General features: G+C 71.8%; 18 protein-coding genes and 1 pseudogene. 9 read left to right on the top strand and 10 right to left on the bottom strand.

Features of this window, described 5'->3' with window-relative positions; all coding sequences use genetic code 11:
- Positions 1–56: 56 nt before the first annotated feature.
- Genes G6N10_RS03440 through G6N10_RS03420 form a run of 5 tightly spaced genes read left to right on the top strand, consistent with a single transcriptional unit; the run spans position 57 to position 9,933 of the window.
- Positions 57–2,228 (top strand): acetyltransferase SucT, encoded by a 2,172-nt coding sequence (locus G6N10_RS03440; RefSeq protein ID WP_407663965.1) that lies wholly within the window; start codon positions 57–59, stop codon positions 2,226–2,228.
- Between the two features lie 21 nt (positions 2,229–2,249).
- A complete protein-coding gene (gene glgX, locus G6N10_RS03435) occupies positions 2,250–4,448 on the top strand; it encodes a glycogen debranching protein GlgX (protein WP_085098428.1) in 2,199 nt (732 codons plus the stop codon).
- Between the two features lie 5 nt (positions 4,449–4,453).
- The gene (treY, locus tag G6N10_RS03430; protein ID WP_085098576.1) at positions 4,454–6,745 is read left to right on the top strand and encodes a malto-oligosyltrehalose synthase; all 2,292 of its coding nucleotides are present in this window, start codon (positions 4,454–4,456) and stop codon (positions 6,743–6,745) included.
- Positions 6,738–8,495 (top strand): malto-oligosyltrehalose trehalohydrolase, encoded by a 1,758-nt coding sequence (gene treZ, locus G6N10_RS03425; RefSeq protein WP_085098573.1) that lies wholly within the window; start codon positions 6,738–6,740, stop codon positions 8,493–8,495. Before treY ends, treZ begins: the two co-directional genes overlap by 8 nt.
- Before the next feature lie 10 nt (positions 8,496–8,505).
- Positions 8,506–9,933 (top strand): YeeE/YedE thiosulfate transporter family protein, encoded by a 1,428-nt coding sequence (locus G6N10_RS03420; protein WP_163742186.1) that lies wholly within the window; start codon positions 8,506–8,508, stop codon positions 9,931–9,933.
- Here the strand turns inward: G6N10_RS03420 and ilvA are convergent.
- The 8 genes and pseudogenes from ilvA to lspA all read right to left on the bottom strand — a co-directional run.
- Positions 9,930–11,207, bottom strand: a complete 1,278-nt coding sequence (ilvA, locus tag G6N10_RS03415) for a threonine ammonia-lyase IlvA (RefSeq protein WP_085098431.1) — start codon at positions 11,205–11,207, stop codon at positions 9,930–9,932. The two genes, G6N10_RS03420 and ilvA, sit on opposite strands and share 4 nt — an antisense overlap.
- Positions 11,208–11,234: 27 nt before the next feature.
- Positions 11,235–11,672 carry a nitroreductase family deazaflavin-dependent oxidoreductase gene (locus tag G6N10_RS03410; protein WP_085098434.1) on the bottom strand — a complete coding sequence of 146 codons (438 nt, stop codon included), beginning with the start codon at positions 11,670–11,672 and terminating at the stop codon, positions 11,235–11,237.
- 195 nt (positions 11,673–11,867) lie between these two features.
- The gene (locus tag G6N10_RS03405; protein ID WP_085098437.1) at positions 11,868–12,284 is read right to left on the bottom strand and encodes a hypothetical protein; all 417 of its coding nucleotides are present in this window, start codon (positions 12,282–12,284) and stop codon (positions 11,868–11,870) included.
- A gap of 5 nt (positions 12,285–12,289) precedes the next feature.
- Positions 12,290–15,835, bottom strand: coding sequence for a DNA polymerase III subunit alpha (dnaE, locus tag G6N10_RS03400; RefSeq protein WP_085098440.1), 3,546 nt, complete (start codon positions 15,833–15,835; stop codon positions 12,290–12,292).
- 85 nt (positions 15,836–15,920) lie between these two features.
- Positions 15,921–16,253, bottom strand: a complete 333-nt coding sequence (locus G6N10_RS03395; RefSeq protein ID WP_234810620.1) for a DUF4333 domain-containing protein — start codon at positions 16,251–16,253, stop codon at positions 15,921–15,923.
- A gap of 57 nt (positions 16,254–16,310) precedes the next feature.
- Positions 16,311–17,180 carry an EamA family transporter RarD gene (rarD, locus tag G6N10_RS03390; RefSeq protein WP_085098446.1) on the bottom strand — a complete coding sequence of 290 codons (870 nt, stop codon included), beginning with the start codon at positions 17,178–17,180 and terminating at the stop codon, positions 16,311–16,313.
- Positions 17,177–18,103, bottom strand: coding sequence for an RluA family pseudouridine synthase (locus tag G6N10_RS03385; RefSeq protein ID WP_085098449.1), 927 nt, complete (start codon positions 18,101–18,103; stop codon positions 17,177–17,179). Before G6N10_RS03385 ends, rarD begins: the two co-directional genes overlap by 4 nt.
- Before the next feature lie 148 nt (positions 18,104–18,251).
- A pseudogene (gene lspA, locus G6N10_RS03380) lies at positions 18,252–18,935 on the bottom strand (signal peptidase II); the annotation flags it as partial.
- A 9-nt stretch (positions 18,936–18,944) separates the two neighbouring features.
- Here lspA and G6N10_RS03375 point away from each other — a divergent pair.
- Positions 18,945–19,865, top strand: coding sequence for an asparaginase (locus G6N10_RS03375; RefSeq protein ID WP_085098455.1), 921 nt, complete (start codon positions 18,945–18,947; stop codon positions 19,863–19,865).
- On the opposite strand, the gene G6N10_RS03370 is transcribed toward G6N10_RS03375, so the two are convergent.
- Complete coding sequence (locus G6N10_RS03370) at positions 19,866–21,170, bottom strand: DNA polymerase IV (RefSeq protein ID WP_085098459.1); 1,305 nt, start codon at positions 21,168–21,170, stop codon at positions 19,866–19,868.
- Between the two features lie 18 nt (positions 21,171–21,188).
- Between G6N10_RS03370 and G6N10_RS03365 the strand changes: the two genes are divergently transcribed.
- Positions 21,189–21,401 (top strand): RNA-binding S4 domain-containing protein, encoded by a 213-nt coding sequence (locus tag G6N10_RS03365; protein ID WP_085098462.1) that lies wholly within the window; start codon positions 21,189–21,191, stop codon positions 21,399–21,401.
- Here the strand turns inward: G6N10_RS03365 and ileS are convergent.
- Positions 21,388–24,525, bottom strand: a complete 3,138-nt coding sequence (ileS, locus tag G6N10_RS03360; RefSeq protein ID WP_085098581.1) for an isoleucine--tRNA ligase — start codon at positions 24,523–24,525, stop codon at positions 21,388–21,390. The two genes, G6N10_RS03365 and ileS, sit on opposite strands and share 14 nt — an antisense overlap.
- Before the next feature lie 248 nt (positions 24,526–24,773).
- Here ileS and G6N10_RS03355 point away from each other — a divergent pair, with 248 nt between their 5' ends.
- Positions 24,774–25,103 (top strand): YidH family protein, encoded by a 330-nt coding sequence (locus G6N10_RS03355; RefSeq protein WP_234810621.1) that lies wholly within the window; start codon positions 24,774–24,776, stop codon positions 25,101–25,103.
- On the top strand, positions 25,100–25,369 hold the full coding sequence (locus G6N10_RS03350; protein ID WP_085098468.1) for a DUF202 domain-containing protein: 270 nt from the start codon (positions 25,100–25,102) through the stop codon (positions 25,367–25,369). Before G6N10_RS03355 ends, G6N10_RS03350 begins: the two co-directional genes overlap by 4 nt.
- Position 25,370: the final 1 nt, after the last annotated feature.

Raw genomic sequence — 25,370 nt, 5'->3', positions numbered from 1 at the left:
GGGAAATTCCGCGATTCGAGGACTATCAGCAAAGTTAGGTACCCTATCTGGCGACCATGGCTATCCTCACCGCTGTTCGGCCGGTCCGCGTCACCGTTGCCGAACCCGTCGCCCCCGTCGCGATGGGCACCCGGAAAGCGGGCTTCTACCGACACGATCTCGATGGCCTGCGCGGCGTGGCCATCGCGATGGTCGCCGTCTTCCACGTCTGGTTCGGCCGGGTGTCCGGCGGCGTCGACGTGTTCCTGGTGCTGTCCGGGTTCTTCTTCGGCGGCAAGCTGCTGCGCAACGCGCTGAACCCGGCCGCGGCGCTGCGGCCGGTGCACCAGATCCACCGACTGCTCCGCCGGCTGCTGCCCGCGCTGATCGTGGTGCTGTTCGGCACCGCCATCCTGACCGTGCTGATCCAGCCGCAGACCCGCTGGGAAACCTTCGCAGACCAGACCCTGGCCAGCCTGGGCTACTACCAGAACTGGGAGCTGGCCAACACCGCCTCGGACTACCTGCGCGCCGGGGATTCGGTCAGCCCGCTGCAACACATCTGGTCGATGTCGGTGCAGGGCCAGTTCTACCTGACCCTGCTGGCCCTGATCATGGGGCTGGCGGTGCTGCTGCGCCGGCCGCTGGGCCGCCGGCTGCGCGGCTTCTTCGTGGTGCTGGTCGCCGCCCTGACCGTGGCCTCGTTCGTCTACGCCATCTTCGCCCACCAGGCCGACCAGACCGTCGCCTACTACGACAGCTTCGCCCGGGCCTGGGAGCTGCTGGCCGGCGCCCTGGCCGGGGCACTGGTGCCGCTGGTGCGCTGGCCGATGTGGCTGCGGACGCTGGCCGGCACCGTCGCGATGGCGCTGATCCTGACCTCCGGACTGTGGATCGACGGCGTCAACGAGTTCCCCGGCCCGTGGGCGCTGGTGCCGGTCGGCGCGACGGTGCTGATGATCCTGGCCGCCGCCAACCGGCAGTCCCATCCGCGCACTCGCAACCGGATGCCGCTGCCGAGCCGGATGCTGGCCTGGTCTCCGCTGGTCACCCTCGGCTCGATGGCCTACTCGCTGTACCTGTGGCACTGGCCGCTGCTGATCTTCTGGCTGGTCTATTCCGGCAACGCGCACGCCGGGCTGCTCGACGGCGCGGCGATCCTGCTGGTCTCCGGCGGGCTGGCCTACCTGACCATGCGCTACGTCGAGGAGCCGCTGCGCCACCAGGTCGGCCCGGCCGACCCGCCCGCCGACCGGCCGACCCGGTGGTGGCGGCGGGTGTTCGGGCGCACCTCGATCGTGAGCACCGTGGTGGTGCTGATGCTGGTGGCGCTGCTGACCGCCGCGTTCGGCTGGCGCCAGCAGGTGTCCGCCGAACGGGCCGACGGCCGCGAACTCGCCTCGCTCAGCCCGCGGGACTACCCCGGGGCCCGGGCCCTGATCGACGGCGCCCGGGTGCCCAACGTGCCGATGCGCCCGACCGTGCTGGAGGCCGAGAAGGACCTGCCCGCCAGCACCGACGCGGGCTGCATCAGCGACTTCAAGAACGCCGAGATCCTCAAGTGCGTCTACGGCGACCCGAACGCCACCCGGGTGATCGCGCTGGCCGGCGGCTCGCACGCCGAGCACTGGATCACCGCGCTGGACCTGCTCGGCAAGGAGCACCACTTCCAGGTCGTCACCTACCTGAAGATGGGCTGCGCGCTGACCACCGAGCCGGTGCCCAAGATCATGGGCAACAACGCCCCCTACCCGCTGTGCCGGCAGTGGGTGGACAAGGTGATGGATCAGCTGGTCGCCGACGACCCGGACTACGTGTTCACCACCTCGACCCGGCCGTGGAACATCAAGCCCGGCGACGTGATGCCCTCGGGCTACCTGGGCATCTGGGAGATCCTGGATCGCGCCAACATCCCGGTGCTGGCGATGCGCGACACCCCGTGGTTCGTCAAGAACGGCAACCCCTACATCCCGCGGGACTGCCTGGCCGGCGGCGGCGACGCCCAGTCCTGCGGCATGAAACGCGATGTGGTGCTCGCCGAGACCAACCCGACGCTGGCCTACCTGACCCGGTTCCCGCTGCTCAAGCCGCTGGATATGAGCGACGCGGTGTGCCGGCCGGACGAGTGCCGGGCGGTCGAGGGCAACGTGCTGATCTTCCACGACTCGCACCACTTCACCTCGACCTACATGCGCTCGATGACCGACGAGCTCGGCCGACAGATCGGCGCCGCCACCAATTGGTGGTGACCGGCGATAGGCTTGCCGGTCATGACGACCAGCCCGCACCCCAGCTCGCCGGGCACCCTGGCGGTCGGCACCGACCAGGACCGCAGTCATCGCGGCATCACCTCGGTGTGGCCCGGTTCGCCGTACCCCCTTGGCGCCAGCTACGACGGTGCGGGCACCAACTTTTCGCTGTTCTCCGAGGTGGCCGAACGGGTTGAGCTGTGCCTGATCGGCCGCGACGGCGGCGAGATCCGGGTGGAGCTCGACGAGGTCGACGGCTACGTCTGGCACGCCTACCTGCCGACCATCACCCCCGGGCAGCGCTACGGGTTCCGGGTGCACGGCCCGTGGGATCCGGCGGCCGGGCTGCGCTGCGACGCCTCCAAGCTGCTGGCCGACCCGTACGGCAAGTCCTTCCACGGCGACTTCGACTTCACCCAGGCGCTGTACTCCTATGACCTGAACGCCGAGGACCCGGCCTCCGGCGGGGTGCCGCCGCGGGTGGATTCGCTCGGGCACACCATGACCAGCGTGGTGATCAACCCGTACTTCGACTGGGACAACGACCGGGCACCGCGCACCCCCTACCACGAGACGATCATCTACGAGACGCACGTCAAGGGCATGACGCAGACCCATCCGGGCATCCCGCCGGAACTGCGCGGCACCTACGCCGGGATGGCGCATCCGGCGGCCATCGACCACCTGCTGTCCCTCGGCATCACCGCCGTCGAGCTGATGCCGGTGCACCAGTTCCTGCACGATCACCGGCTGCTGAACCTCGGGCTGCGAAACTACTGGGGCTACAACACCGTTGGGTTCTTCGCCCCGCACTTCCAGTACGCCGCCACCCGCAACGCCGGCGGCGCGGTCGCCGAGTTCAAGACCATGGTCAAGGCGCTGCACCAGGCCGGCATCGAGGTGATCCTCGACGTGGTCTACAACCACACCGCCGAGTCCGACCACCTGGGGCCGACGATCAACTTCCGCGGCATCGACAACGCCGCCTACTACCGGTTGCGCGACGACGACAACCGGCTGTACAAGGACTTCACCGGCACCGGCAACAGCCTCAACGCCCGGCACCCGCACACCCTGCAGCTGATCATGGACTCGCTGCGCTACTGGGTGCTCGACATGCACGTCGACGGGTTCCGGTTCGACCTGGCCGCCACCCTGGCCCGGGAGTTCTACGACGTGGACCGGCTCAGCGCCTTCTTCGACCTGGTGCAGCAGGATCCGGTGGTCAGCCAGGTCAAGCTGATCGCCGAGCCGTGGGACATCGGCGAGGGCGGCTACCAGGTCGGCAACTTCCCGCCGCAGTGGACCGAATGGAACGGCAAGTACCGTGACACGGTGCGCGACTACTGGCGCGGCCAGCCGGCCACCCTCGGCGAGTTCGCCTCCCGGCTCACCGGCTCCTCGGACCTCTACGAGGAGACCGGCCGGCGGCCCAGCGCCAGCATCAACTTCATCACCGCCCACGACGGCTTCACCCTGGCCGACCTGGTGTCCTACAACGAGAAGCACAACGAGGCCAACGGCGAGCACAATCGCGACGGCGAGAACGACAACCGGTCGTGGAACTGCGGGGTGGAGGGCCCCACCGACGACCCGGAGATTCTTCAGTTGCGGGGCCGGCAGATGCGGGCGATGCTGGCCACCCTGATGGTCAGCCAGGGCACCCCGATGATCAGCCACGGCGACGAGTTCGGCCGCACCCAGCGCGGCAACAACAACGCCTACTGCCAGGACTCGCCGCTGTCCTGGATGGACTGGTCGATGCTGACCAGCAACGCCGACCTGGTCGAATTCGTCCGTCGCGCAACGCGATTGCGGCGCAAGCATCCGGTGTTCCGGCGCCGCCGGTTCTTCGACGGCAAGCCGGTGCGGCGCGGGGAGCAGATCCGCGACATCGTCTGGCTGACCCGCGACGGCATCGAAATGACCGACGACGACTGGTATTCCGGCTTCAAGAGCGTGACGGTGTACCTCAACGGCGAGGCGATCGCCGAACCCAACAATCGCGGCGAGCGGATCGTCGACGACTCGTTTCTGCTGTGCTTCAACGCCCACATGGCCGACATCGAGGTGATCACCCCCAACCACGGCTTCGCTCGGCAGTGGACGGCGGTGCTCGACACCGCAGTGCCGACCGGGCACAGTGAACTGGTGGTCAGCGCCGGCGAATCCTTTACCCTGACCGGACGTTCGGTCGTCGTGCTGCAGCGGACCGGGTGAGCGCGGTGACGGTGCTGTCCACCTACCGGCTGCAGTTGCGCGGCCCGGCCTCCGGGGCACGGTTCGGCTTCGCCGAGGCCGAGGCGCTGCTGGACTACCTCGACGACCTCGGTGTCTCACACCTGTACCTCTCGCCGATCCTGACGGCGCTGCCGGGTTCGGCGCACGGCTACGACGTCGTCGACCCGAGCACCGTCTCGGCCGAGCTCGGCGGCCGCGACGGGCTGGTCCGGCTGTCGGCGGCGGCCCGGGCCCGCGGCATCGGCCTGATCGTCGACATCGTGCCCAATCACGTTGGGGTGCAAAGCCCGCGGCACAATCGGTGGTGGTGGGATGTGCTGACCCACGGCGCGGCCTCGCGCTACGCCGGGTTCTTCGACATCGACTGGGCGGCGGACCCGGAGCGCCGGATCGTGTTGCCGGTGCTGGGCGCCGACGCCGACACCGCGGCGCTGCGGGTCGACGGGGACACCCTGGTCCTGGGCGATCTGGTCTTCCCGATCGCACCGGGCACCGCGGCCGGCAGCGGCGCGGCGGTGCACGATCGGCAGCACTACCGGCTGGTCGGCTGGCGCGGCGGGCGCTGCGGGTACCGGCGGTTCTTCTCCATCACCTCGCTGGCCGGGCTGCGTCAGCAGGACGACGCGGTGTTCGCCGCCAGCCACGCGCAGGTACGCAGCTGGTTCGACGACGGCCTGGTCGACGGCCTGCGGATCGACCACCCCGACGGACTGGCCGACCCGGCCGGCTACCTGGACCGGCTGCGGGCGCTGATCGGGCCGGACGCCTACCTGGTGATCGAGAAGGTGCTGGCCGTCGGCGAGGCGCTGGAGCCGACGCTGCCGATCGACGGCAGCACCGGTTATGACGTGCTGCGCGAGATCGGCGGGCTGTTCGTCGACCCGGCCGGCGCGGCCGGGCTGACCGCGCTGTCCCGGGCCGCCGGCTTCGACCCGGACGGCGCGGCGGCGCTGCTGATCGCCGGCAAGACCGCCGCCGCGACCGACACCCTGGCCCCCGAGCTGGCCCGGCTGCGCCGGGTGATGGTCGCGGCGACCGGGCGCGACCACGACCGGCTGCCCGCGGCGATCGTGGCGCTGCTGTGCCGGATCGGGGTGTACCGCTGCGACTACGCCGGGCTGTCGGCGCTGCTGGGCACCGCGCTGGCCGACACCGCCGCCGCGCACCCGGAGCTGGCCGAGCCGCTGACCCTGGTGTCGGCGGCGCTGACCCACCGCGACCCGGCCCAGCGGTTCCAGCAGTTGTGCGGCGCGGTCACCGCCAAGGCGTTCGAGGACTGCCTGTTCTACCGCGATCCGCGGCTGGTGTCGCTCAACGAGGTGGGCGGCGAGCCGGACCGGTTCGGGGTCAGCGCCGCGGAGTTTCACCGCGCCGCCGCGATGCGGGCCGCGCACTGGCCGGCCACCATGACCACGCTGACCACCCACGACACCAAGCGCGGCGAGGACGTCCGGGCCCGGATCGGGGTGCTGTCCCAGCTGCCCGAACGCTGGGCCGAAGCGGTCGCGCACTGGCAGCGCTGCGCCCCGGCCCCGGACCCCGCGACCGGGCTGTTCCTGCTGCAGAACATCCTCGGGGTGTGGCCGGCCGACGGCCGGGTGACCGGCGAGCTGCGCGCCCGGCTGCACGGCTACGCCGAGAAGGCCATCCGGGAGGCCGGCACCCACACCAACTGGATCGACCCCGACCCCGACTTCGAGGCCGCCGTGCACGACTGGCTCGACGCCGTGCTGGACGGCCCGGTGGCCGCCGGCCTGACCGAGCTGGTCACCCGGCTCGAACCGCACGCCCGCGCCGACGCGCTGGGCCAGAAGCTGCTGGCGCTGACCGTCCCCGGGGTGCCCGACGTGTACCAGGGCACCGAGCTGTGGGAGGACAGCCTGGTCGACCCGGACAATCGCCGCCCGGTCGACTACCCGGCGCGCCGAGCCGCGCTGGCCGCCGGCAGCCACCCGAAGCTGACGGTGGTGGCCGCCGCGCTGCGGCTGCGCCGGCGGCGGCCCGCGACCTTCACCGCCGGCGACTACCGCCCGCTGCCCGCCGACGGCCCGCGCGCCGGGCACCTGGTCGCCTTCGGCCGCGGCGACGACGTCGTCGTCGCGGTGTCCCGGTGGACCGTGGCGCTGGCCGAAACCGGCTGGGGCGACACCACCCTGACGCTGCCGCCGGGACGCTGGACCGACCTGATCGGCGGTGGTGTGCACAGCGGGACGGTGCGGGCCGCTCGGCTGCTGGCCGGGCACCCGGTCGCGCTGCTGGAGCGCGCCGATGGCTGAGCCGGTACGCGAGTTCGCGGTCTGGGCACCCACCCCCGGCGTCGTCCGGCTCGACCTGGACGGCGTGGCGCACCCGATGGACCGCGGCCCGGACGGCTGGTGGCGTACCGCGGTGCCCGCCGCCGGGGATGCCCGCTACGGGTTCCTGCTCGACGACGACCCGGTGGTGCTGCCCGATCCGCGCTCCCCGCGCCAGCCCGACGGCGTGCACCAGCGCTCCCAACTGTGGACGCCGCCGGCGCCCGAGACCGGCTGGGCCGGCCGGGCGCTGCCCGGCGCGGTGATCTACGAGGCGCACATCGGCACCTTCACCGCCGCCGGGACCCTCGACGCCGCCATCGACAAGCTGGACCACCTGGTCGATCTCGGGGTCGACTTCGTCGAGCTGATGCCGGTCAACGCGTTCTCCGGCCCGCACGGCTGGGGCTACGACGGGGTCGGCTGGTACGCCGTGCACGAGCCCTACGGCGGCCCCGACGCGCTGATCCGGTTCGTCCGGGCCGCCCACCGCCGCGGCCTCGGGGTGCTGCTGGACGTGGTGTTCAACCACCTCGGCCCGTCCGGCAACTACCTGCCCCGGTTCGGGCCGTACCAGTCGGCGGGCTCCAACCCGTGGGGCGCCGGGATCAACATCGCCGAGGAGAACTCCGATCCGGTGCGCGCCCACATCCTGGACTGCGCGCTGCGCTGGATGCGCGACTTCGGCCTCGACGGCCTGCGGCTGGACGCCGTGCACGCCATGATCGACACCACCGCGGTGCACATCCTGGAGGAGCTGGCCACCGAAACCGACGAACTGGCAGCGCAATTGGGCCGACCGCTGACGCTGATCGCCGAGAGCGACCGCAACGACCCGCGGCTGATCACCCCGCGGGCCGACGGCGGCTACGGGCTGACCGCGCAGTGGGACGACGACATCCACCACGCGCTGCACACCGCCGTCTCCGGCGAACGGCAGGGCTACTACCGGGATTTCGGTTCGCTGGAGACCCTGGCCCGCACCCTGCGGCACGGCTTCTTCCACGCCGGCACCTACTCGTCGTTCCGCAGACGCCGGCACGGCCGCCCGCTGGACACCGCCGCGATCCCCGGGCACCGGCTGCTGGCCTACACCTGCACCCACGACCAGATCGGCAACCGGGCCACCGGGGACCGGCCCAGCGACTACCTGAGCGCCGGCCAGCTCGCGCTCAGCGCGGCGCTGGCACTGCTCAGCCCGTTCACCGCGATGCTGTTCATGGGCGAGGAGTGGGCGGCGCGCACCCCGTTCCGGTTCTTCAGCTCGCACCCCGAGCCGGAGCTGGCCGAGGCCACCCGGGCCGGCCGGCGCGCCGAGTTCGCCGAACACGGCTGGGACGCCGAGCAGATCCCCGACCCGCAGGACCGGCAGACCTTTGTCGACTCCAAGCTGGACTGGGCCGAGCCGGGCACCCGCGAGCACGCCCGGATGCTGGCGCTGTACCGGGACCTGATCGCGCTGCGCCACACCGAGGAGGACCTGGCCGACTTCCGGCTGGACCGGATCCGGGTGGACTACGACGAGGACGCCCGCTGGCTGGTGCTGCATCGCGGCGCGCTGGCGATCGCCGGCAACTTCGGCCCGGACTCGGTCGCGGTCCCGGTCACCGGCGAGCTGGTCTACGCCTGGGGCAGCCCGCGGGTCGGGGCCAGCGCCACCGCGCTGGACGGCGAGTCCTTCGCGGTGCTGCGCACGACCACACCCCAGGGGGTATCGGGGCGCGGGGACTAGACTCCCCGGAATGCACGTCAGTGTCACCGCACCGCTGTGGGTCGGCCTGCTGGTCGGCCTGGGCTTCGGCCTGCCCGCCGCGCACTGGGGCATCGGGAACCCCGAAACCGTCATCCGCACCGCCCGGCTGCTGGACCGGCTGATCATCGGCTGCTTCGCCGCGGTCACCGCGATGGGCGCGGTGCTGCTCTACGGCCTGCACGCGCTGGGCTTCGCGATGCACTTCGGCCCGAAACCGCTGTACCTGTGGGGCGTGCTGCTGGGCGGGCTGCTGTTCGGCGTCGGCGTCGCGATCAGCGGCTACTTTCCGGGCACCGAGTGGATCGCCCTCGGTGAGGGCCGCCGCGACGCGCTGTACGCCATCCCCGGGGCGATCCTCGGCGCCGCCGCGTGGACGCTGGTCTACCAGACCCCGGCCGGCCGCTGGCTCACCGAGGCCGCCAATTTCGGCGACCTGATCCTCACCGGCGACATCGCGGCGCTGCGGCCGGGGCTGACCTTCGCCGTCGCCGTCGGCTATGCGGCGCTGATGTTCGGCGCGCTGTTTTATCTGCCGCGCTACTCCGGCGGCAACAGCAGCAGCTGCCTGCGGCACCTGCGCCGGTGTTCCCTGGAGGACGGCGACCGCGCCCGAGCCGCCGACACCGCCGCCGCGCTGCGGGAGGGCACCGTCGACCTGGTCCACGACGACGCGCCGAAACCCGACGACGGCCCGGCCACCAACGACTTCTACGCCCGGCGGATCCTGGTGACCGCGGCCGCGGTGGCGACGCTGGTGGTGGCCGCGATCTTCCTGCGGCAGATCTTCGGCCAGTCCACCAGCTATTCCTGGCTGGTCGGCAAGCTGGCGCTGCCCGGCTTCGACTACACCGCCGTGGTCACCCGCGGCATCGGCTGGGAGCCGCTGACCGACGTCGGGGTGATGTTCGGCGGGCTGGTCGCCGCGGTGCTGATCGGGCGCCGGTTCAGCGGCTTCCGCCGGGTGCTGCCGCCGTCCTGGCGCAACCGGTTCGGGCCGAGCACCGGCCGCCGGGCCGCCGCCGCGTTCGGCGGATCGTTCCTGGTGCTGTTCGGCGCCCGGATGGCCGGCGGCTGCGCCAGCGGGCACATTCTCAGCGGCGGGGTGCAGCTGGCGCTCAGCGGCTGGGTGTTCACCGCCGCGGTGCTGATCGCGATGGTCGTCACCGCCCGGCTGGTCTACCGCGACGCCGACTGGCGCACCGTGCCCGACGGGGTGCCCGCGCCCCGGCCGGTCGCCGGCCGGCGGTTCTCCGCGCTCCCCCTGGCCGGCGTCGCCGTCGTCGCGCTGGCCGCGATGGCCGGCGTGACGGCCTGGCTGACCGCGGGCGCCGCCACCCTGAGCCTGGCCGCGGTGCTGGCGCCGCTGGCGATCGTGCTGGCGCTGGTGGCCGCGGCCACCGTGGCGGCCCGCTCCTAAGTCAGGTAGCGGTAGGCCGGGCTGCCCGGCTCGAGCATCTCGATGTGGCATTCGGAGCCGGCCATCCGGGCCAGCAGGCCGTCGAGGTCGGCGGCCGAGCCGAGCTGAATGCCGACCAGCGCGGCGCCGGTCTCCCGGTTGTTGCGCTTGACGTACTCGAACAGGGTGATGTCGTCGTTGGGGCCGAGCACCCCGTCCAGGAAGCGGCGCAGCGCGCCGGGCTCCTGCGGGAAGTCGACCAGGAAGTAGTGCTTGAGGCCCAGGTGCACCAGCGAGCGTTCCAGCACCTCGCCGTAGCGGGACACGTCGTTGTTGCCGCCGGAGATCAGGCACACCACCGTCGCGTCGGCGGCGATGTCGGCCTCCATCAGCCCGGCCACCGACAGCGCCCCGGCGGGCTCGGCGATGATGCCCTCGTTCTGGTAGAGGTCGAGCATCGCGGTGCACACCGCGCCCTCGTCGACGGTGGTCAGCGAGACCATGTCGCCGGCCGCCGCGAGCACCCGATACGGCAGGTCACCGGCCCGGGCCACCGCCGCGCCGTCGACGAACTGGTCGACGTTCTCCAGGGTCACCGGCTCACCGGCGGCCAGCGCCGCGCACATCGAGGCCGCGCCGGCCGGTTCGATGCCGAGCACCGAGGTCGCGCCGGTCCGCTCGGCCAGGTAGGCGGTGATGCCGCTGATGCAGCCGCCGCCGCCGACCGGGATGACCACCAGGTCCGGTTCCCCGCCGAGCTGCTCGAGGATCTCCACCGCGACGGTGCCCTGCCCGGCCATGGTGCGCAGGTCGTTGTAGGGCGGCACCAGGGTGGCGCCGGTGCGCTCGACGTCGGCGGCGGCCGCCGCGGCGGCCAGGTCGAAGGTGGCTCCGGCGACGATGAGCTCGACGAATTCCCGACCGTGGTAGGCGATCCGGTCGCGCTTCTGCTTCGGGGTCTTGGCCGGCACATAGATCCGGCCGTGCACGCCCATCGAAGCGCAGGCCAGCGCGAACCCCTGGGCGTGGTTGCCGGCCGATGCGCAGACCACCCCGGCGGCCTTCTCCTGCGGGCTCAACTGCATCAGCAGGTTGTAGGCGCCGCGCACCTTGTAGGAGCGGACCACCTGCAGGTCTTCCCGCTTGAGGTAGACCTGGGCGCCGGTCAGCTGGGACAGCCGGTCACTGAACTGCAGCGGGGTCGGGTTGACCACACCGGCGATGCGCCGGGCCGCCGCCTCGACCTCGTCGGCGGACAGACCGGTGTGCGAGGGCTGGCTCAACTCGGCGGACACCGGTATATGGTGCCACGCCGCGGCGGCTCAGGATTTCGGGGTGAGCACGAAGACCGGGATCTGCCGGTCGGTTTTCTTCTGGTAGTCCGCGTAGTCCGGGTAGGCCGCCACCGCGCGCTGCCACCACAGCGCCTTCTCCTCGCCGAACACCTCGCGGGCCTGGTAGTCGCCGGTGACGGTGCCGTCCTGCAGCTCGACGTGCGGGTGCGCGGTGACGTTGTGGTACCAGACCGGGTGCTTGGGCGCGCCGCCGAGGGAGGCCACCACGGCGTACTCGCCGTCGTGCTCGACCCGCATCAGCGGCGTCTTGCGGAGCTTGCCGGTCTTGGCCCCGACGGTGGTCAGCAGCACCACGGCCATGCCGCGCATCGCCATCCCCTCGGTCCCGCCGGAGGCCATGATCTGCTCGGCGTTGGCGCGGGCCCAGTCCAGGGTGCTCGGTTCGTATTCTCCGGAAAGCGGCATGTTTTCCAGCCTACTCACCCGGCGGCGCCCCACCGCGGTATCCGGTCGGTCAGCCCTAGCGGCGATGCCACCACCGACGACAACGCCGACAACTCCCGCGCAGCCCTGCAGATCGCGCTGCCGATCCTCGCGCTGGAGGCACCCGCTGAGCAGCGGCGCGGCGATCTGTCTGACCAACGTGATCGCCTTCGGGTTCTACTTCTGGGCGCTCGACAGCGGCGGCAGCCACTGGTCGGGGTGCACGGTCAGCCAGGCCCCGAAGCCCAGCACCGCCACCGCGAACACCATCAGCGGCAGCAGCGTTCGCCACCGCCGCCGGCAGGCGGCCAGCACCGCCCCGGACATCAGCAGCGCCTGGGTGTAGACCGCGGCCGGCAACGCGACCGGGTTGTCCCGAAAGCCCCGCAGCACCGGCGCGTACAGCCAGGTGGCGAAGAACCCGAGGTAGCCCGCCGCCCAGCCGGCGAACACCGTCAGCCCGGCGATCAGCAGGCCCCGCCCGCCGCCGGTCGCCCACCGCAGCCCGGCACCCAGCCGGTGCAGCCCGAAGCCCAGCAGCGCGAGCAGCAGCCCCAGCGGCCCGATCAGATTCCAGGCCGTGATCGTCGACACCGGGGTCAGCCGCCGAGGCAGCCCGGGCCGAGCAGCGCCTTGAGGTCGCCCATCAGCGCCGAGGACGGGGTGACCCGCAGGCCCTGATCCAGCTCCAGGGTGGTGGTCCGCTCCCCGCTGATCAGCCGCAGGTGGATCTGGGTGGTGCCGGGGTGCCGGGCCAGCACCTGCTTGAGCGCGCTGACCTTGTCGATGGTGCACTGCCGGGTCGGCAGGCTGACCGACAGCGGACGGTCCGAGGCCGCGCTGCTGAAGTCCGGCACGATCAGCTCGTGGGCGATCAGCGAGACCCGGTCGTCGCGCAGGTTGACCTTCGCCTTGACCAGCACCACCGCGTCGTCGGCGATGTCGGCGCCGACCATCGAATAGGTCTGCGGGAAGAACAGCACCTCGATACCGCCGGTGAGGTCCTCCAACTGCGCCGAGGCCCAGGGCAACCCGTTCTTGTTGACCCGCCGGTTCACCGACGCCAGGATGCCGCCGACCTGCACCTGGGTGCCGTCGGCCACGTCGCCCTCCAGGATCGCCGGGATCTGGGTGTCCACGCTGTTGGCCAGCAGGTGCGAGATCCCGTCCAGCGGGTGCCCGGACACGTACAGGCCCAGCATTTCCCGCTCCAGGGCCAGCTTGTGCTTGTCGTCCCATTCGTCGTCGGGCACCTTGATGGTGAACACCGGATCGCCGGCGTCCTCGCCGTCGTCGCCGCCACCGAACAGGTCGAACTGGCCGATCGCCTCGGCCTTCTTGGTGCCGAGCACCGAGTCCACCGCGTCGGTGTGCACCAGGAACAGGCCCTTGCGGGCGTGCTTGAGCGAGTCGAACGCGCCGGCCTTGATCAGCGACTCGGTGACCTTCTTGTTGCAGGCGGCGATGTCGATCTTGTTCAGGTAGTCCGAAAAATCGGTGAATGTGCCCTTGCTGGAACGGGTTTCGAGCAGCGAGGCGACCACGTTGGCGCCGACGTTGCGGATCGCGCCGAGCCCGAAGCGGATGTCCGCCCCGACCGAGGCGAAGTTCAGCCCGGACTCGTTGACGTCGGGCGGCAACACCGTGATGGCCAGCCGCCGGCAGTCGGCGAGGTACACCGCGGCCTTGTCCTTGTCGTCGCCGACCGAGGTCAGCAGCCCGGCCATGTATTCCGCCGGGTAATTGGCCTTCAGATACGCCGTCCAGTAGGACACCAGGCCGTAGCCGGCGGCGTGCGACTTGTTGAACGCGTACCCGGCGAACGGCAGGATGGTCTCCCACAGCGCCTTGACCGCGGCCTCGGAGAAACCGTTGCCGGTCATCCCCTCGTGGAAGCCCTTGTACTCGGCCTCCAGCACCTCAAGTTTCTTCTTGCCCATCGCCTTTCGCAGCGCATCGGCCTTGCCCATGGTGTAGGAGGCGACCTTCTGGGCGATGAACATGATCTGTTCCTGGTAGACGATCAGGCCGTAGGTCTCGGCCAGGATCTCCCGCAGCGGCTCCTCGAGCTCGGGGTGGATCGGTTTGATCGGCTGCCGGGCGTTCTTGCGGTCGGCGTAGTCGTTGTGGGCGTTCATGCCCATCGGGCCGGGCCGGTACAGCGCCAGCACCGCGACGATGTCGTTGAACTCGGTGGGCTGCATCCGGCGCAGCAGGTCGCGCATCGGCCCGCCGTCGAGCTGGAACACCCCCAGGGTGTCCCCGCGCGACAGCAGCTCGTAGGTGGCCGGGTCGTCAAACGGCAGGGTGTCCAGGTCCAGGTCGATGCCCCGGTTGGCCTTGATGTTCTCCAAGCAGTCGCCGATGATCGTCAGGTTCCGCAGGCCCAGGAAGTCCATCTTCAGCAGGCCGATGGCCTCGCAGGACGGGTAGTCCCAGCCGGTGATGACCGCGCCGTCCTGCGGGCGTTTCCACAGCGGGATCGCGTCGATCAGCGGCTCGGAGCTCATGATCACCGCGCAGGCGTGCACGCCGGCGTTGCGGACCAGGCCCTCCAGGCCGAGCGCGGTCTGGTAGATGGTCCGCACGTCCGGGTCGGTGTCGATCAGCGCCCGAACCTCGGCGGCCTCCTTGTACCGCTCGTGGCTGGGGTCGGTGATGCCGGAGACCGGAATGTCCTTGGCCATGATCGGCGGCGGCAGCGCCTTGGTGATCCGGTCGGCGATGGCGAACCCGGGCTGGCCGTAGTGCACCCGGGCGGAGTCCTTGATCGCGGCCTTGGTCTTGATGGTGCCGAAGGTGATCACCTGCGCCACCCGGTCGCTGCCCCACTTCTCGGCGGCGTAGCGCACCATCTCGCCGCGGCGGCGGTCGTCGAAGTCGATGTCGATGTCCGGGGCCGAGGGCCGCTCGGGGTTCAGGAACCGCTCGAACAGCAGGCCGTGCGGGATCGGGTCGATGTTGGTGATCGCCAGCGCGTAGGCCACCAGCGAGCCGGCCGCCGAGCCGCGGCCCGGGCCGACCCAGATGCCGATGGAGCGGGCGTAGCTGATCAGGTCCGCCACGATCAGGAAGTACGACGGGAAACCCTTGCCGCAGATCACGTCGATCTCGTAGGCGGCGCGGTCGGTGTACTCCTGCGGCACCCCGGCCGGGAAGCGCCGGGCCAGGCCGGCCTGCACCTCATGCCGCAGCCAGGAGCCCTGGTCGTGGCCCTCGGGCACCGGGAACACCGGCATCCGGTCCACCGGGGTCCACACCTCGGTGTAGGGCTGCACCCGCTCTGCGATCAGCAGGGTGGAGTCGCACGCGCCGGGCACCTCGTCGTCCCAGATGGCCCGCATCTCCTCGGCGGACTTCAGGTAGTAGCCGTCGCCGTCGAACTTGAACCGGGTCGGGTCCGAGAGCGTCTTGCCGGTCTGGATGCACAGCAGCGCCTCGTGGTTCTGCGAGGCGTCGCGGGTGACGTAGTGGCAGTCGTTGGTGGCCAGCGGCGGGATGCCGAGCTTGCGGCCGATGTCCAGCAGGCCCTCGCGGACCCGTCGCTCGATGGACAGGCCGTGGTCCATCAACTCCAGGAAGAAGTTGTCCGGCCCGAAGATCTCCCGCCACTTGGCGGCGGCCTCCAGCGCCTGCTGGTCGTGCCCGAGCCGCAGCCGGGTCTGCACCTCACCGGACGGGCAGCCGGTGGTGGCGATGATCCCCTCGGCGTGCTCGGCGATGATCTCGGCGTCCATCCGGGGCCACTTGCCCAGCTGCCCCTCGAAGGACGCCAGCGAGGACAGCTTGAACAGGTTGCGCAGGCCGGTCGCGTTCTCGGCGACCATCGTCATGTGCAGGTAGGCGCCGCTGGCGGAGACGTCGTCGGAGCGCTGACTGGGGTCGCCCCAGGTGATCCGCTTGGTGTTGAACCGGGACTCCGGGGCGATGTAGGCCTCGATGCCGATGATCGGGGTGATGCCGGCCTTGACCGCGGCGTTGTAGAACTCGCTGGCGCCGAACATGTTGCCGTGGTCGGTCATCCCGATCGCGGGCATCCCCAGCCGGTTGGCCTCGGCCAGCATCGGGGTGACCTTGGCGGCTCCGTCGAGCATCGAATACTCGGAGTGGTTATGCAGATGCACGAAGGAGCCGCCGGTACCCATAGGTCCGTCAGTCTAGGACTGCTGCCCGACAGAACCCATTCTCCCGGCCAGCCCCGCGGGGTGTGTTGGGCGTGTCGCGCGTGTCCTACTCCATCGGCTTGTCGTCGGCGACCACGTCGAACTTGACGTTGGTGCCCTCGACGCTGGTCACGGTGGTGGTCAGGCCGACGCGCGAGCCGTCGTTGGCGGTCAGCACGCAGCGCTGGGTGGCGCCCACCTTGCCCTCCAGGTCATCGTCGCAGACGACCGACTTCGCGGTCTGCCCGACGGCCTCTTCCATCTTCACCTTGGCGACCTTGGCCAGCTCGTCCTTGGACACGTATTTGCCCACGCTGGCCTCGAAGCTGCACCCGGACAGCGCCGCCACCACCATGGCCGCCCCGGCCAGCGCGATCACCAGCTGCTTCATTTTCATCATCCGCCGACGCTAACAGCGCCCGGCGGTGGTCTTTGACACCAAAATTTCTCGCCGCGATCAGCGGGCCCGGGCGCGCCGCACCGCGTCGGTGCTGAACACCGCCAGCGCCACCCAGATCAGCGCGAACCCGGCCCAGCGCGGCGCCGACATCGGCTCGTGCCCGACCAGGATCCCCCAGCTCATCGCCATCGCCGGGGTGATGTACATCAGCAGCCCCAGGCTGACCAGCGGCAGCCGCTGGGCGGCGGCGGCGAACAGCAGCAGCGGAATCGCGGTGACCGGTCCGGTGAGCACGGTCAGCGCCGCGTGCCCGGCCCCCGCCGCGCCGAAGGTGGCGGCGCCGGTGCCGGCCAGCACCGCCAGGTAGCCCAGCGCGATCGGCGTCATCAACGCGGCCTCCACCCCGACGCTGATGGTCGGGTCCACCGGCACCACCTTCTTGACCACCCCGTAGAGCCCGAAGCTGCCGGCCACCGCCAGGGCGATCCAGGGCGGCGAGCCGGCCGCCACCGCGATGATCAGCACCGCGGCCAGCGCGATCACCAGCGCCGCCCACTGGGCCCGGTTGAGCCGCTCACCGAAGATCACCACCCCCAGCGCGACGCTGAACAGCGGGTTGATGAAGTAGCCGAGGGCGGCGTCGGTGACCTGCCCGTTGTTGACGGCGTAGATGTAGACGCCCCAGTTGATCGAGATCAGCGCGGCCGCCACGCCCAGCAGCCCCCAGGTGCGCGGCGCCAGCTGCCGCAGCGTGGCCAACCGGCCCAGCGCGGCGACCACGATCAGCATGAACAGCGCGGTCCAGCCGATCCGGTGGGCCAGGATCTCCGGGGCGCCGGCCGGTTCCAGCAGCGGGAAGAAGGCCGGGAACAGGCCCCAGATGCCGTAGGCGCCGAGCCCGTAGAGCAGCCCGGAGTCGCGCCTCACCCGTGCTGCGCCAGCACGTCAAGGGCGTGCCGCAGGTCCTCGGGGTAGGGCGCGGTGATCTCCACCCGCCTGCCGTCGGCGGGGTGGGCGAAGCCCAGCGAGCGGGCGTGCAGCCACTGCCGCTCCAGCCCCAGCCGGCGGGCCAGCGTCGGGTCGGCGCCGTAGGTCAGGTCCCCGCAGCACGGGTGGTGCAGGGCGGAGAAGTGCACCCGGATCTGGTGGGTGCGCCCGGTCTCCAGGTGCACGTCCAGCAGGCTGGCGGCGGTGAACGCCTCGATGGTGTCGTAGTGGGTGACGCTGTGCCGCCCGCCCTCGGTGACCGCGAACTTCCAGTCGTGGCCGCGGTGCCTGCCGATCGGCGCGTCGATGGTGCCGCTGGACGGGTCCGGGTGGCCCTGCACCAGCGCGTGGTAGCGCTTGTCCACGGTGCGCTGCTTGAAGGCCCGCTTGAGCACGGTGTAGGCGTGCTCGGACAGCGCGACGACCATCACCCCGGAGGTGCCGACGTCCAGCCGGTGCACGATGCCCTGCCGCTCGTGAATGCCGGAGGTGGAGATCCGGAACCCGGCGGCGGCCAGGCCGCCGAGCACGGTCGGGCCGTGCCAGCCGACGGTGGCGTGCGCGGCCACCCCGGGCGGCTTGTCGACGGCGACGATGTCGTCGTCGGAGTACAGGATGGTCATGCCCTCGATGTCCTGCGGGGTGTTCTCCACCGGGGGCGGGGCGTCGGGGATGGTGACCGACAGCCAGGCCCCGTCGGTGAGCTTGTCGGACTTGCCGACCCGGACCCCGTCGAGTTCGACGCCGCCGTCGGCGGCGATCGCGGCGGCCGCGGTGCGCGAGAGCCCCAGCAGCCGGGCCAGCCCGGCGTCGACCCGCATCCCGGCCAGGCCCTCGGGCACCGGCATGGACCGCTCAGTCATCGGCGGACTCGGCGAGCGGTGTAGTTCCGCGAGCCGAAGGTCCGCCGGCATCGGCCCCGGCGGACTCGGCGAGCGGTGTAGTTCCGCGAGCCGAAGGTCCGCCGGCATCGGCCCCGGCGGACTCGGCGAGCGGTGTAGTTCCGCGAGCCGAAGGTCCGCCGGCATCGGCCCCGGCGGACTCGGCCCCGCCGGCATCGGCCCCGGCGGGCTCGGCGGGCTCGGCCGGCTCCTCGGGCTCCTCGGCCTCGGGCTGCTCGGGCCGCTCGGGTTCCTCGGCGCCGGGGGCGGTGTCGTAGTCGATGCCGAACAGCGACAACCCGACCAGCAGGATCGCCCCGCCGACCACCGCGGAGTCGGCCAGGTTGAACACCGGCCACCAGCCGATCGACAGGAAGTCCACCACGTGCCCGCTCATCCCGCCGGGGGCCCGGAAGAACCGGTCGCCGAGGTTGCCCAGCGCCCCGCCGAGGATCATGCCGAGCCCGAGCGTCCACCACGGTGAGACCAGCCGTCGGCCCATCCAGGCGATGCCGAGTACCACCGCCGAGGCGATCAGGGTCAGCACCCAGGTGTAGCCGGTGGCGATCGAGAATGCCGCGCCGGAGTTGCGCACCAGCATCCAGTTGACCGTGTCGCCGATGATCGGGACCGGCTGGCCCGGGGTCAGCAGCTTGACCGCCAGCACCTTGGTCGCCACGTCGATCGCCAGCACCAGGGCGGCCACGGCAAACAGTTGCCCGATCCGCCGGCGCGACCGGGCCGGGGCGACGGTGTCGGCCGCCGGGGTTTCGTCAGTCACCCGACCATCATCCCCCAGCCGGTTCGCGGGCATGATCGGAGGATGACCCGCATCGTTGTGATCGCCACCGGCGGCACCATCTCCACCGACACCGGAGCCGACGGCGTCCGGCGCCCGCAGCGCAGCGGCGCGGACCTGGCCGCCGGCCTGGACCCGCAGCTGACCGCCGGGCTGGCCATCGACACCGTGGAGCTGGCCGCGGCCGACAGTTCCCAGCTCACCCCGGCCGACTGGGACCGGATCCGGGCCGCGGTGCTGGCCGCCGACGACACCGGCGCCGACGGGATCGTGATCACCCACGGCACCGACAGTCTGGAGGAGACGGCGCTGTGGCTGGACCTGACCCTCGACACCGCGACGCCGGTGGTGCTCACCGGGGCGCAGTACGCCGCCGACGACCCGGAGTCCGACGGCCCGGCGAACCTGGCCGATGCGGTGGGGCTGGCCGCCGAACCGGACGTCCGCGGCCGCGGGGTGCTGGTCTGCCTGGGCGGGGAGGTGCTGGCCGCGCCGGGGCTGCACAAGGTCGGCCCGGTCGCGCCGAGCGGATTCGCCGGGGCGCTGGCCGCCGACCGGCCCCGGCTGTACGTCGGCCCGGTGTCGGCGGCCGGCGCGCCGCGGGTCGACATCGTCGCGGCCTACCCCGGCGCGGACGGCGCGGCGATGGACGGCTGCGTGGCGGCCGGGGCGCGCGGCATCGTGCTGGCGGCGATGGGTGCGGGCAACGCGGGCAGCCCGGTCGCCGAGGCGGTGCGCCGGCACTGCGCCGACGGGGTCGCGGTGGCGGTGTCCACCCGGGTGCCGTTCGCCGGGGTCGGCGCCGACTACGCACCGGGCGCGGCGCTGGTGGACGCCGGCGCGGTGATGGTGCCGCGGCTGCGGCCGCCGCAGGCCCGGGTGCTGCTGATGGCGGCGCTGGCCGCCGGGCTGCCGGTCGGGCAGACCGTCACCGACTGGGGCTGATCACCAGGCCAGGCTGTCCAGCGGGTCGGCGCGCCGCAGCCCCGGGTCCGCGGCCCCGAGGGTGCGGGCCGGCCCCGGCCCGGTGGCCCGGGTCTCGAAGCGCACCGTGACCACCCCGTGCCCGGCGCCCTGCACCCAGCCGTGACCGAAGTCCGGGTGCGCGACGTCGTCGCCGATCCGCCAGTCCCCCGCCGCCGCCGGCGCCGGGGCGGCGACGTCACCGTCGGCGAGCTCCGCCCGGTCCAGGTCCGGGAACAGCGACTCCTGCTGCACGTCGGACAGCCCGGAGAAGCCGACCCCCAGCAGCCGGACGCCGCCGATCTCGGCCGGGTCGAGCAGCAGCCGCAGCGCGGTGCCGACCAGGGTGGCCGGCTCGGCGGTGGCGTACGGCAGGGTCGCCGAGCGGGTCAGCGTCGACATGTCCGAGCGCTTCAGCTTGACCGTCACGGTGCGGGCGCCGCGGCCGTCGCGCAGCAGCCGGCGGTGCGCGTCCTCGGCGATCGAGGGCACCGCCTCGCGCAGCTGATCCAGGGTGACCAGGTCGGCGGGGAAGGTGGACTCGGAACTGATCTGCTTGGCCTCGGCGCGCTCGGCGACCGGCCGGTCGTCGATGCCGCGGGCCAGCCGGTGCAGCCCGGGCCCGACGGTGGGGCCGAGCACATCGGCCGCCTCGGCCTCATCGAGTGCGGCGAACTGGCCGACGGTCTCGATGCCGAGCCGGCGCAGCCGTTCCTCGGCGACCGGGCCGATGCCCCACAGCTTGCGCACCGGCAGACCGTCGAGCAGCACCGGCTCCTGGTCCGGCCGCAGCACCCGGACGCCGTCGGGTTTGGCCAGCCCGGAGCCGATCTTGGCGATCTGCTTGCCCGAGCCGGCGCCCACCGAGGCGATCAGCCCGGTCTCGGCGCGCACCGCGGCGCGCAGCCGGGCGCAGAACGCCTCGACCTGCCCGGCGGTGGCGCCGGCCAGCTCGGCCGGCTCGCCGAACGCCTCGTCGAAGGACAGCTGTTCGAGCACCGGGATGCGGGCCCGGACGGTGTCGAACACCCGCTGGCTGGCCACCCGGTACACCGCGCCGCGCGGCGGCAGCACCACCGCCGTCGCCCCGACCAGCCGCCGGGCCTGGTGCATCGGCATCGCCGAGCGCGCGCCGAACACCCGCGATTCGTAGCTCGCCCCGGCCACCACCCCGCGCCCACCGAGCCCGCCGACCAGCACCGGCCGGCCCGCCAGGGTGGGCCGGGTCAGCTGTTCGACGGAGGCGAAGAACGCGTCCATGTCCAGATGCAGAACCCAGCGGGTCACCGGTCTAGTCTGACCGGCATGCAGGACGTGCCGATCCGCGACACCGTCATCCGGCTGGGCCAGTTCCTCAAACTCGCCGGGCTGATCGACTCCGGGGCCGAGGCGAAGACCGAGATCGGCGACGGGATGGTGACCGTCAACGGCGAGGTCGAGCTGCGCCGCGGCCGGCAGCTGGTGGTCGGCGACGTGGTCGGCCACGCCGGGCGCTGCGCCCGGGTCATACCCGGCTGATCGCCACCCGCACCCCGTCGCCGATCTCGGTGCCGCCGGCGGGCTCGCCGAACTCGAAGGCGGTGGCCAGGATCTCCCCGGCCATCAGCTCGCGGTGGGCCGCCGCCCAGTCGGCCCGCTGCGGCGGCACCGCCATCACCACGGTGATCCGGTCGGACACCTCCAGCCCGGAGCTCTTGCGCAGTTCCTGCAGTTCGCGGATCCGGTCCTTGGCCCAGCCCTCAGCCTCCAGCTCGGGGGTGACGGTGCCGTCCAGGACCACCAGCCCGGCCCCGTCGGGCAGCGCGTGGGTCCATTCCGGGTCCGCGGCGACGAGTTTCGAGGTGTACTCGCCCTCCCGCAGGGTCGCCGGGCCCGCGGTCAGCGTGCCGTCCGCGTTGAGCACCGCCGCACCGGCCTTGACCGCCTTGATCGCGGCCTGCACGTCCTTGCCGATCCGCGGTCCGGCGGCCCGGGCGTTGACGGTCAGCTCGAACCGGCCGTGGCCGGCGATGTCGTCGGTCAGCTCGATGGCCTTGACGTTGAGTTCCTCGGCGATCAGGTCCACGAACGGGGCCAGCTGATCCGGGTCGTCGGTGGCCACCGTCAGCTTCGGCAGCGGCAGCCGGACCCGCAGCTTCTTGGCCTTGCGCAGCGCGGAGCCCACCGAGCACACGTCGCGCACCCGGTCCATCGCCGCGACCAGCTCGCGGTCCCGGGGCAGGTCGGCGTCGGGCCAATCGGTCAGGTGCACCGAGCGCCCGCCGGTCAGGCCGCGCCAGATCGTCTCGGTCAGCATCGGCAGCAGCGGCGCGGCCAGCCGGCAGGTCAACTCCAGCACGGTGTGCAGGGTGTCGATCGCGTCGGCGTCCTCCTCCCAGAACCGGTTCCGGGACCGCCGCACATACCAGTTGGTCAGCGCCTCGGTGAACTGGCGCAGCTGTTCGCACGCCCCGGAGATGTCGCACTGGTCCAGCGCGACAGTCAGGTCGTCGCGCAGCCGGGCCAGCTTGGCCAGGATGTAGCGGTCCAGCACATTCTCAGAATCGGTGCGCCACAGGCCCTTTCGGGGCGCGTACAGCGCCAGGAAGCTGTAGGCGTTGCTCAGCGGCAGCAGTACCTGGCGGACCGCCTCGCGGATGCCCTGCTCGGTGACGATCAGGTTGCCGCCGCGCAGGATCGGCGAGGCCATCAGGAACCAGCGCATGGCGTCGGAGCCGTCGCGGTCGAACACCTCGGACACGTCCGGGTAGTTGCGCAGCGACTTGCTCATCTTCTGGCCGTCGTTGCCGAGCACGATGCCGTGTGCCACACAGGTTTTGAACGCCGGGGAGTCGAACAGCGCGGTGGACAGCACGTGCAGGGTGTAGAACCAGCCGCGGGTCTGGCCGATGTACTCGACGATGAAGTCGCCCGGGAAGTGCGCCTCCTGGCCGCCGCCGCCGAGGAACCAGTCGGCGTTCTCGAACGGGTAGTGCACCTGGGCGAACGGCATCGAACCGGAGTCGAACCAGACGTCGAACACGTCCTCGATCCGGCGCATGGTCGATCGCCCGGTCGGGTCATCGGGGTTGGGCCGGGTCAGCGCGTCGATGTAAGGCCGGTGCAGATTGTCCGGGCGCACCCCGAAGTCGCGTTCCAGCTCGTCCAGGCTGCCGTACACGTCGATCCGCGGATAGGCCGGGTCGTCGGAGCGCCACACCGGAATCGGGCTGCCCCAGTACCGGTTTCGCGAGATCGACCAGTCCCGGGCGCCGGACAGCCACTTGCCGAACTGGCCGTCCTTGACGTGCTCGGGATGCCAGCTGATCTGCTGGTTGAGCTCGACCATCCGGTCCCGGAACTCGGTGACCCGGACGAACCACGACGACACCGCCCGGTAGATCAACGGGTTCCGGCAGCGCCAGCAGTGCGGGTAGGAGTGCTCGTAGGTCTCGTGCCGCAGCAGCACCGCCTCGCCGGCGGCCGCCGATCCGGTGTGGTTCTTCAGATCCCGGATGATGTTGGGGTTGGCGTCGAACACCTGCTGGCCGGCGTAGTCGGCCACGGTGGCGTCGAAGCGGCCGGTGGAGTCGACCGGGGTGGCCGGGATGATCCCGACGGCGTCGGTGCTGGCCTTGTCGTCCTCGCCGTAGGCCGGGGCCAGGTGCACGATGCCGGTGCCGTCGTCGGTGGTGACGAAGTCCGCGGGCAGGATCTGGAACGCGTTGACCGCGGTGTCCCCGGCGGTGAAGTACGGGAACGGCGGCCGGTAGCTCTGCCCCAGCAGTTGCGCGCCGGTGTACTCGGCGACGATCTGCGGGGACTCCCCCAGTTCCCGGGCGTAGGCCGCCAGCCGGGCCTTGGCCAGCACGTAGCGGTTGCCGTCCGGCGCGGCGACCACCGCGTAGGTCACCTCGGGGTGCACCGCGACGGCCTGGTTCGACGGCAGGGTCCACGGCGTGGTGGTCCAGACCAGCAGCCGGGCCCCGGCCAGCGGGCCGCCGGGCACCAGGAAGCCGACGGTCAGCGCCGGGTCCTGGCGGGACTGGTAGACGTCGTCGTCCATCCGCAGTTCGTGGTTGGACAGCGGGGTCTCGTCGTTCCAGCAGTACGGCAGCACCCGGAAGCCCTCATAGGCCAGGCCCTTGTCCCACAGCTGCTTGAACGCCCAGATCACCGACTCCATGAAGGTCAGGTCCAGGGTCTTGTAGTCGTTGTCGAAGTCGACCCAGCGGGCCTGGCGGGTGACGTAGTCCTGCCACTGCGCGGTGTACTTGAGCACCGAGTCCCGGCAGGCGTCGTTGAACGCCCCGATGCCGAGCGCCTCGATCTGGGCCTTGTCGGTGATGTTGAGCTGGCGCTGCACCTCCAGCTCGGCGGGCAGGCCGTGGGTGTCCCAGCCGAATCGGCGTTCCACCTTGAAGCCGCGCATGGTGCGGTACCGCGGGACGATGTCCTTGACGTAGCCGGTCAGCAGGTGGCCGTAGTGCGGCAGGCCGTTGGCGAACGGCGGGCCGTCGTAGAACACGTACTCCGGGGCGTCGGCGCGCCGGGCGATGCTGGCCCGGAAGGTGTCGTCGGCGGCCCAATGCTCGAGCACCTGCAGCTCCAGGGCCGGGAAGTCCGGGGTGAAGCGGGGATATGCCTGCGGGGTGTCGGCCACGACCGTCGTCTCCTGTGCCTGAGGTTCCGGCACGGGGACGACGCCGCGCGCGGTCTGCGCGAGCGCCGCGGTACCACCCCGCTTGCGCACCCGCGGGGCGCGCCGCTCAATCGTGGGCTGTGACGGGCCCACCCGTTCGGTTCTACTGGGTCGCCGGGGCGACGGTTCCTCCGAAGGCTCCCCGGTGATGGCCGGATCGACGCCGATTCGCCGAATTCTACCGCCGCCCGCTGGCTAGGGTGGCAGCCGTGTCTCTGGACTACCGGTTCACCCTCGCCAACGAGCGCACGTTTTTGGCCTGGATCCGCACCACGCTGGCGCTGATCGGCGGCGGCGTGGCGCTGATCGTGCTGCCCGACCTCGGCATCGGCGAGCTGCGGCACGGCCTGAGCGCGCTGCTGATCGCCTTCGGCGGGGTGCTGGCGGTGCTCTCGGTGCGGCGCTGGCGCCGGGTGCAGGAGGCCATGACCGCGGGCGCGGACCTGCCCAGCAGCCGGCTGCCGGTGATCCTCGGCGCGGTGCTGCTGACCACGGCGATCGTCGCGCTGGGCCTGCTGGCGCTGCGGGTGCCGGGATGACCGACCCGGGGCTGCAGCACGAGCGGACCGAGCTGGCCTGGGAGCGCACCGCGATCAGCCTGGCCGCGCTGGCCGGGGTGATGATGTTCCACGACGTGGCGGCGGTGCGGCTGACCCTGGCGATGGCGGCCGTGCTGCTGGCCCTGCTGGCGCTCGGGCTGTCCCAGGTGCGCCGCCGCCGCGGCACCCCGGCGACGGTGGCGGTCCCGGTGATCGGCTGGTCCGTCGCCGCGCTGGCCGCGCTGTCGCTGATCGCGCTGCGGTAGT

This window comes from Mycolicibacterium fallax, assembly GCF_010726955.1.
Taxonomy (GTDB): Bacteria; Actinomycetota; Actinomycetes; order Mycobacteriales; family Mycobacteriaceae; genus Mycobacterium; species Mycobacterium fallax.
This window is presented reverse-complemented; position numbering and strand designations above follow the sequence as displayed.

What these genes read in the sequence shown, in the direction of transcription:
- G6N10_RS03440 (WP_407663965.1), top strand. Translation starts at nt 57, where the DNA reads ATGGCTATCCTCACCGCTGTTCGGCCGGTCCGCGTCACCGTTGCCGAA.
- glgX (WP_085098428.1), top strand. Translation starts at nt 2,250, where the DNA reads ATGACGACCAGCCCGCACCCCAGCTCGCCGGGCACCCTGGCGGTCGGC.
- treZ (WP_085098573.1), top strand. Translation starts at nt 6,738, where the DNA reads ATGGCTGAGCCGGTACGCGAGTTCGCGGTCTGGGCACCCACCCCCGGC.
- G6N10_RS03420 (WP_163742186.1), top strand. Translation starts at nt 8,506, where the DNA reads ATGCACGTCAGTGTCACCGCACCGCTGTGGGTCGGCCTGCTGGTCGGC.
- G6N10_RS03410 (WP_085098434.1), bottom strand. Translation starts at nt 11,672, where the DNA reads ATGCCGCTTTCCGGAGAATACGAACCGAGCACCCTGGACTGGGCCCGC.
- dnaE (WP_085098440.1), bottom strand. Translation starts at nt 15,835, where the DNA reads ATGGGTACCGGCGGCTCCTTCGTGCATCTGCATAACCACTCCGAGTAT.
- G6N10_RS03395 (WP_234810620.1), bottom strand. Translation starts at nt 16,253, where the DNA reads ATGATGAAAATGAAGCAGCTGGTGATCGCGCTGGCCGGGGCGGCCATG.
- G6N10_RS03385 (WP_085098449.1), bottom strand. Translation starts at nt 18,103, where the DNA reads ATGACTGAGCGGTCCATGCCGGTGCCCGAGGGCCTGGCCGGGATGCGG.
- G6N10_RS03375 (WP_085098455.1), top strand. Translation starts at nt 18,945, where the DNA reads ATGACCCGCATCGTTGTGATCGCCACCGGCGGCACCATCTCCACCGAC.
- G6N10_RS03365 (WP_085098462.1), top strand. Translation starts at nt 21,189, where the DNA reads ATGCAGGACGTGCCGATCCGCGACACCGTCATCCGGCTGGGCCAGTTC.
- G6N10_RS03350 (WP_085098468.1), top strand. Translation starts at nt 25,100, where the DNA reads ATGACCGACCCGGGGCTGCAGCACGAGCGGACCGAGCTGGCCTGGGAG.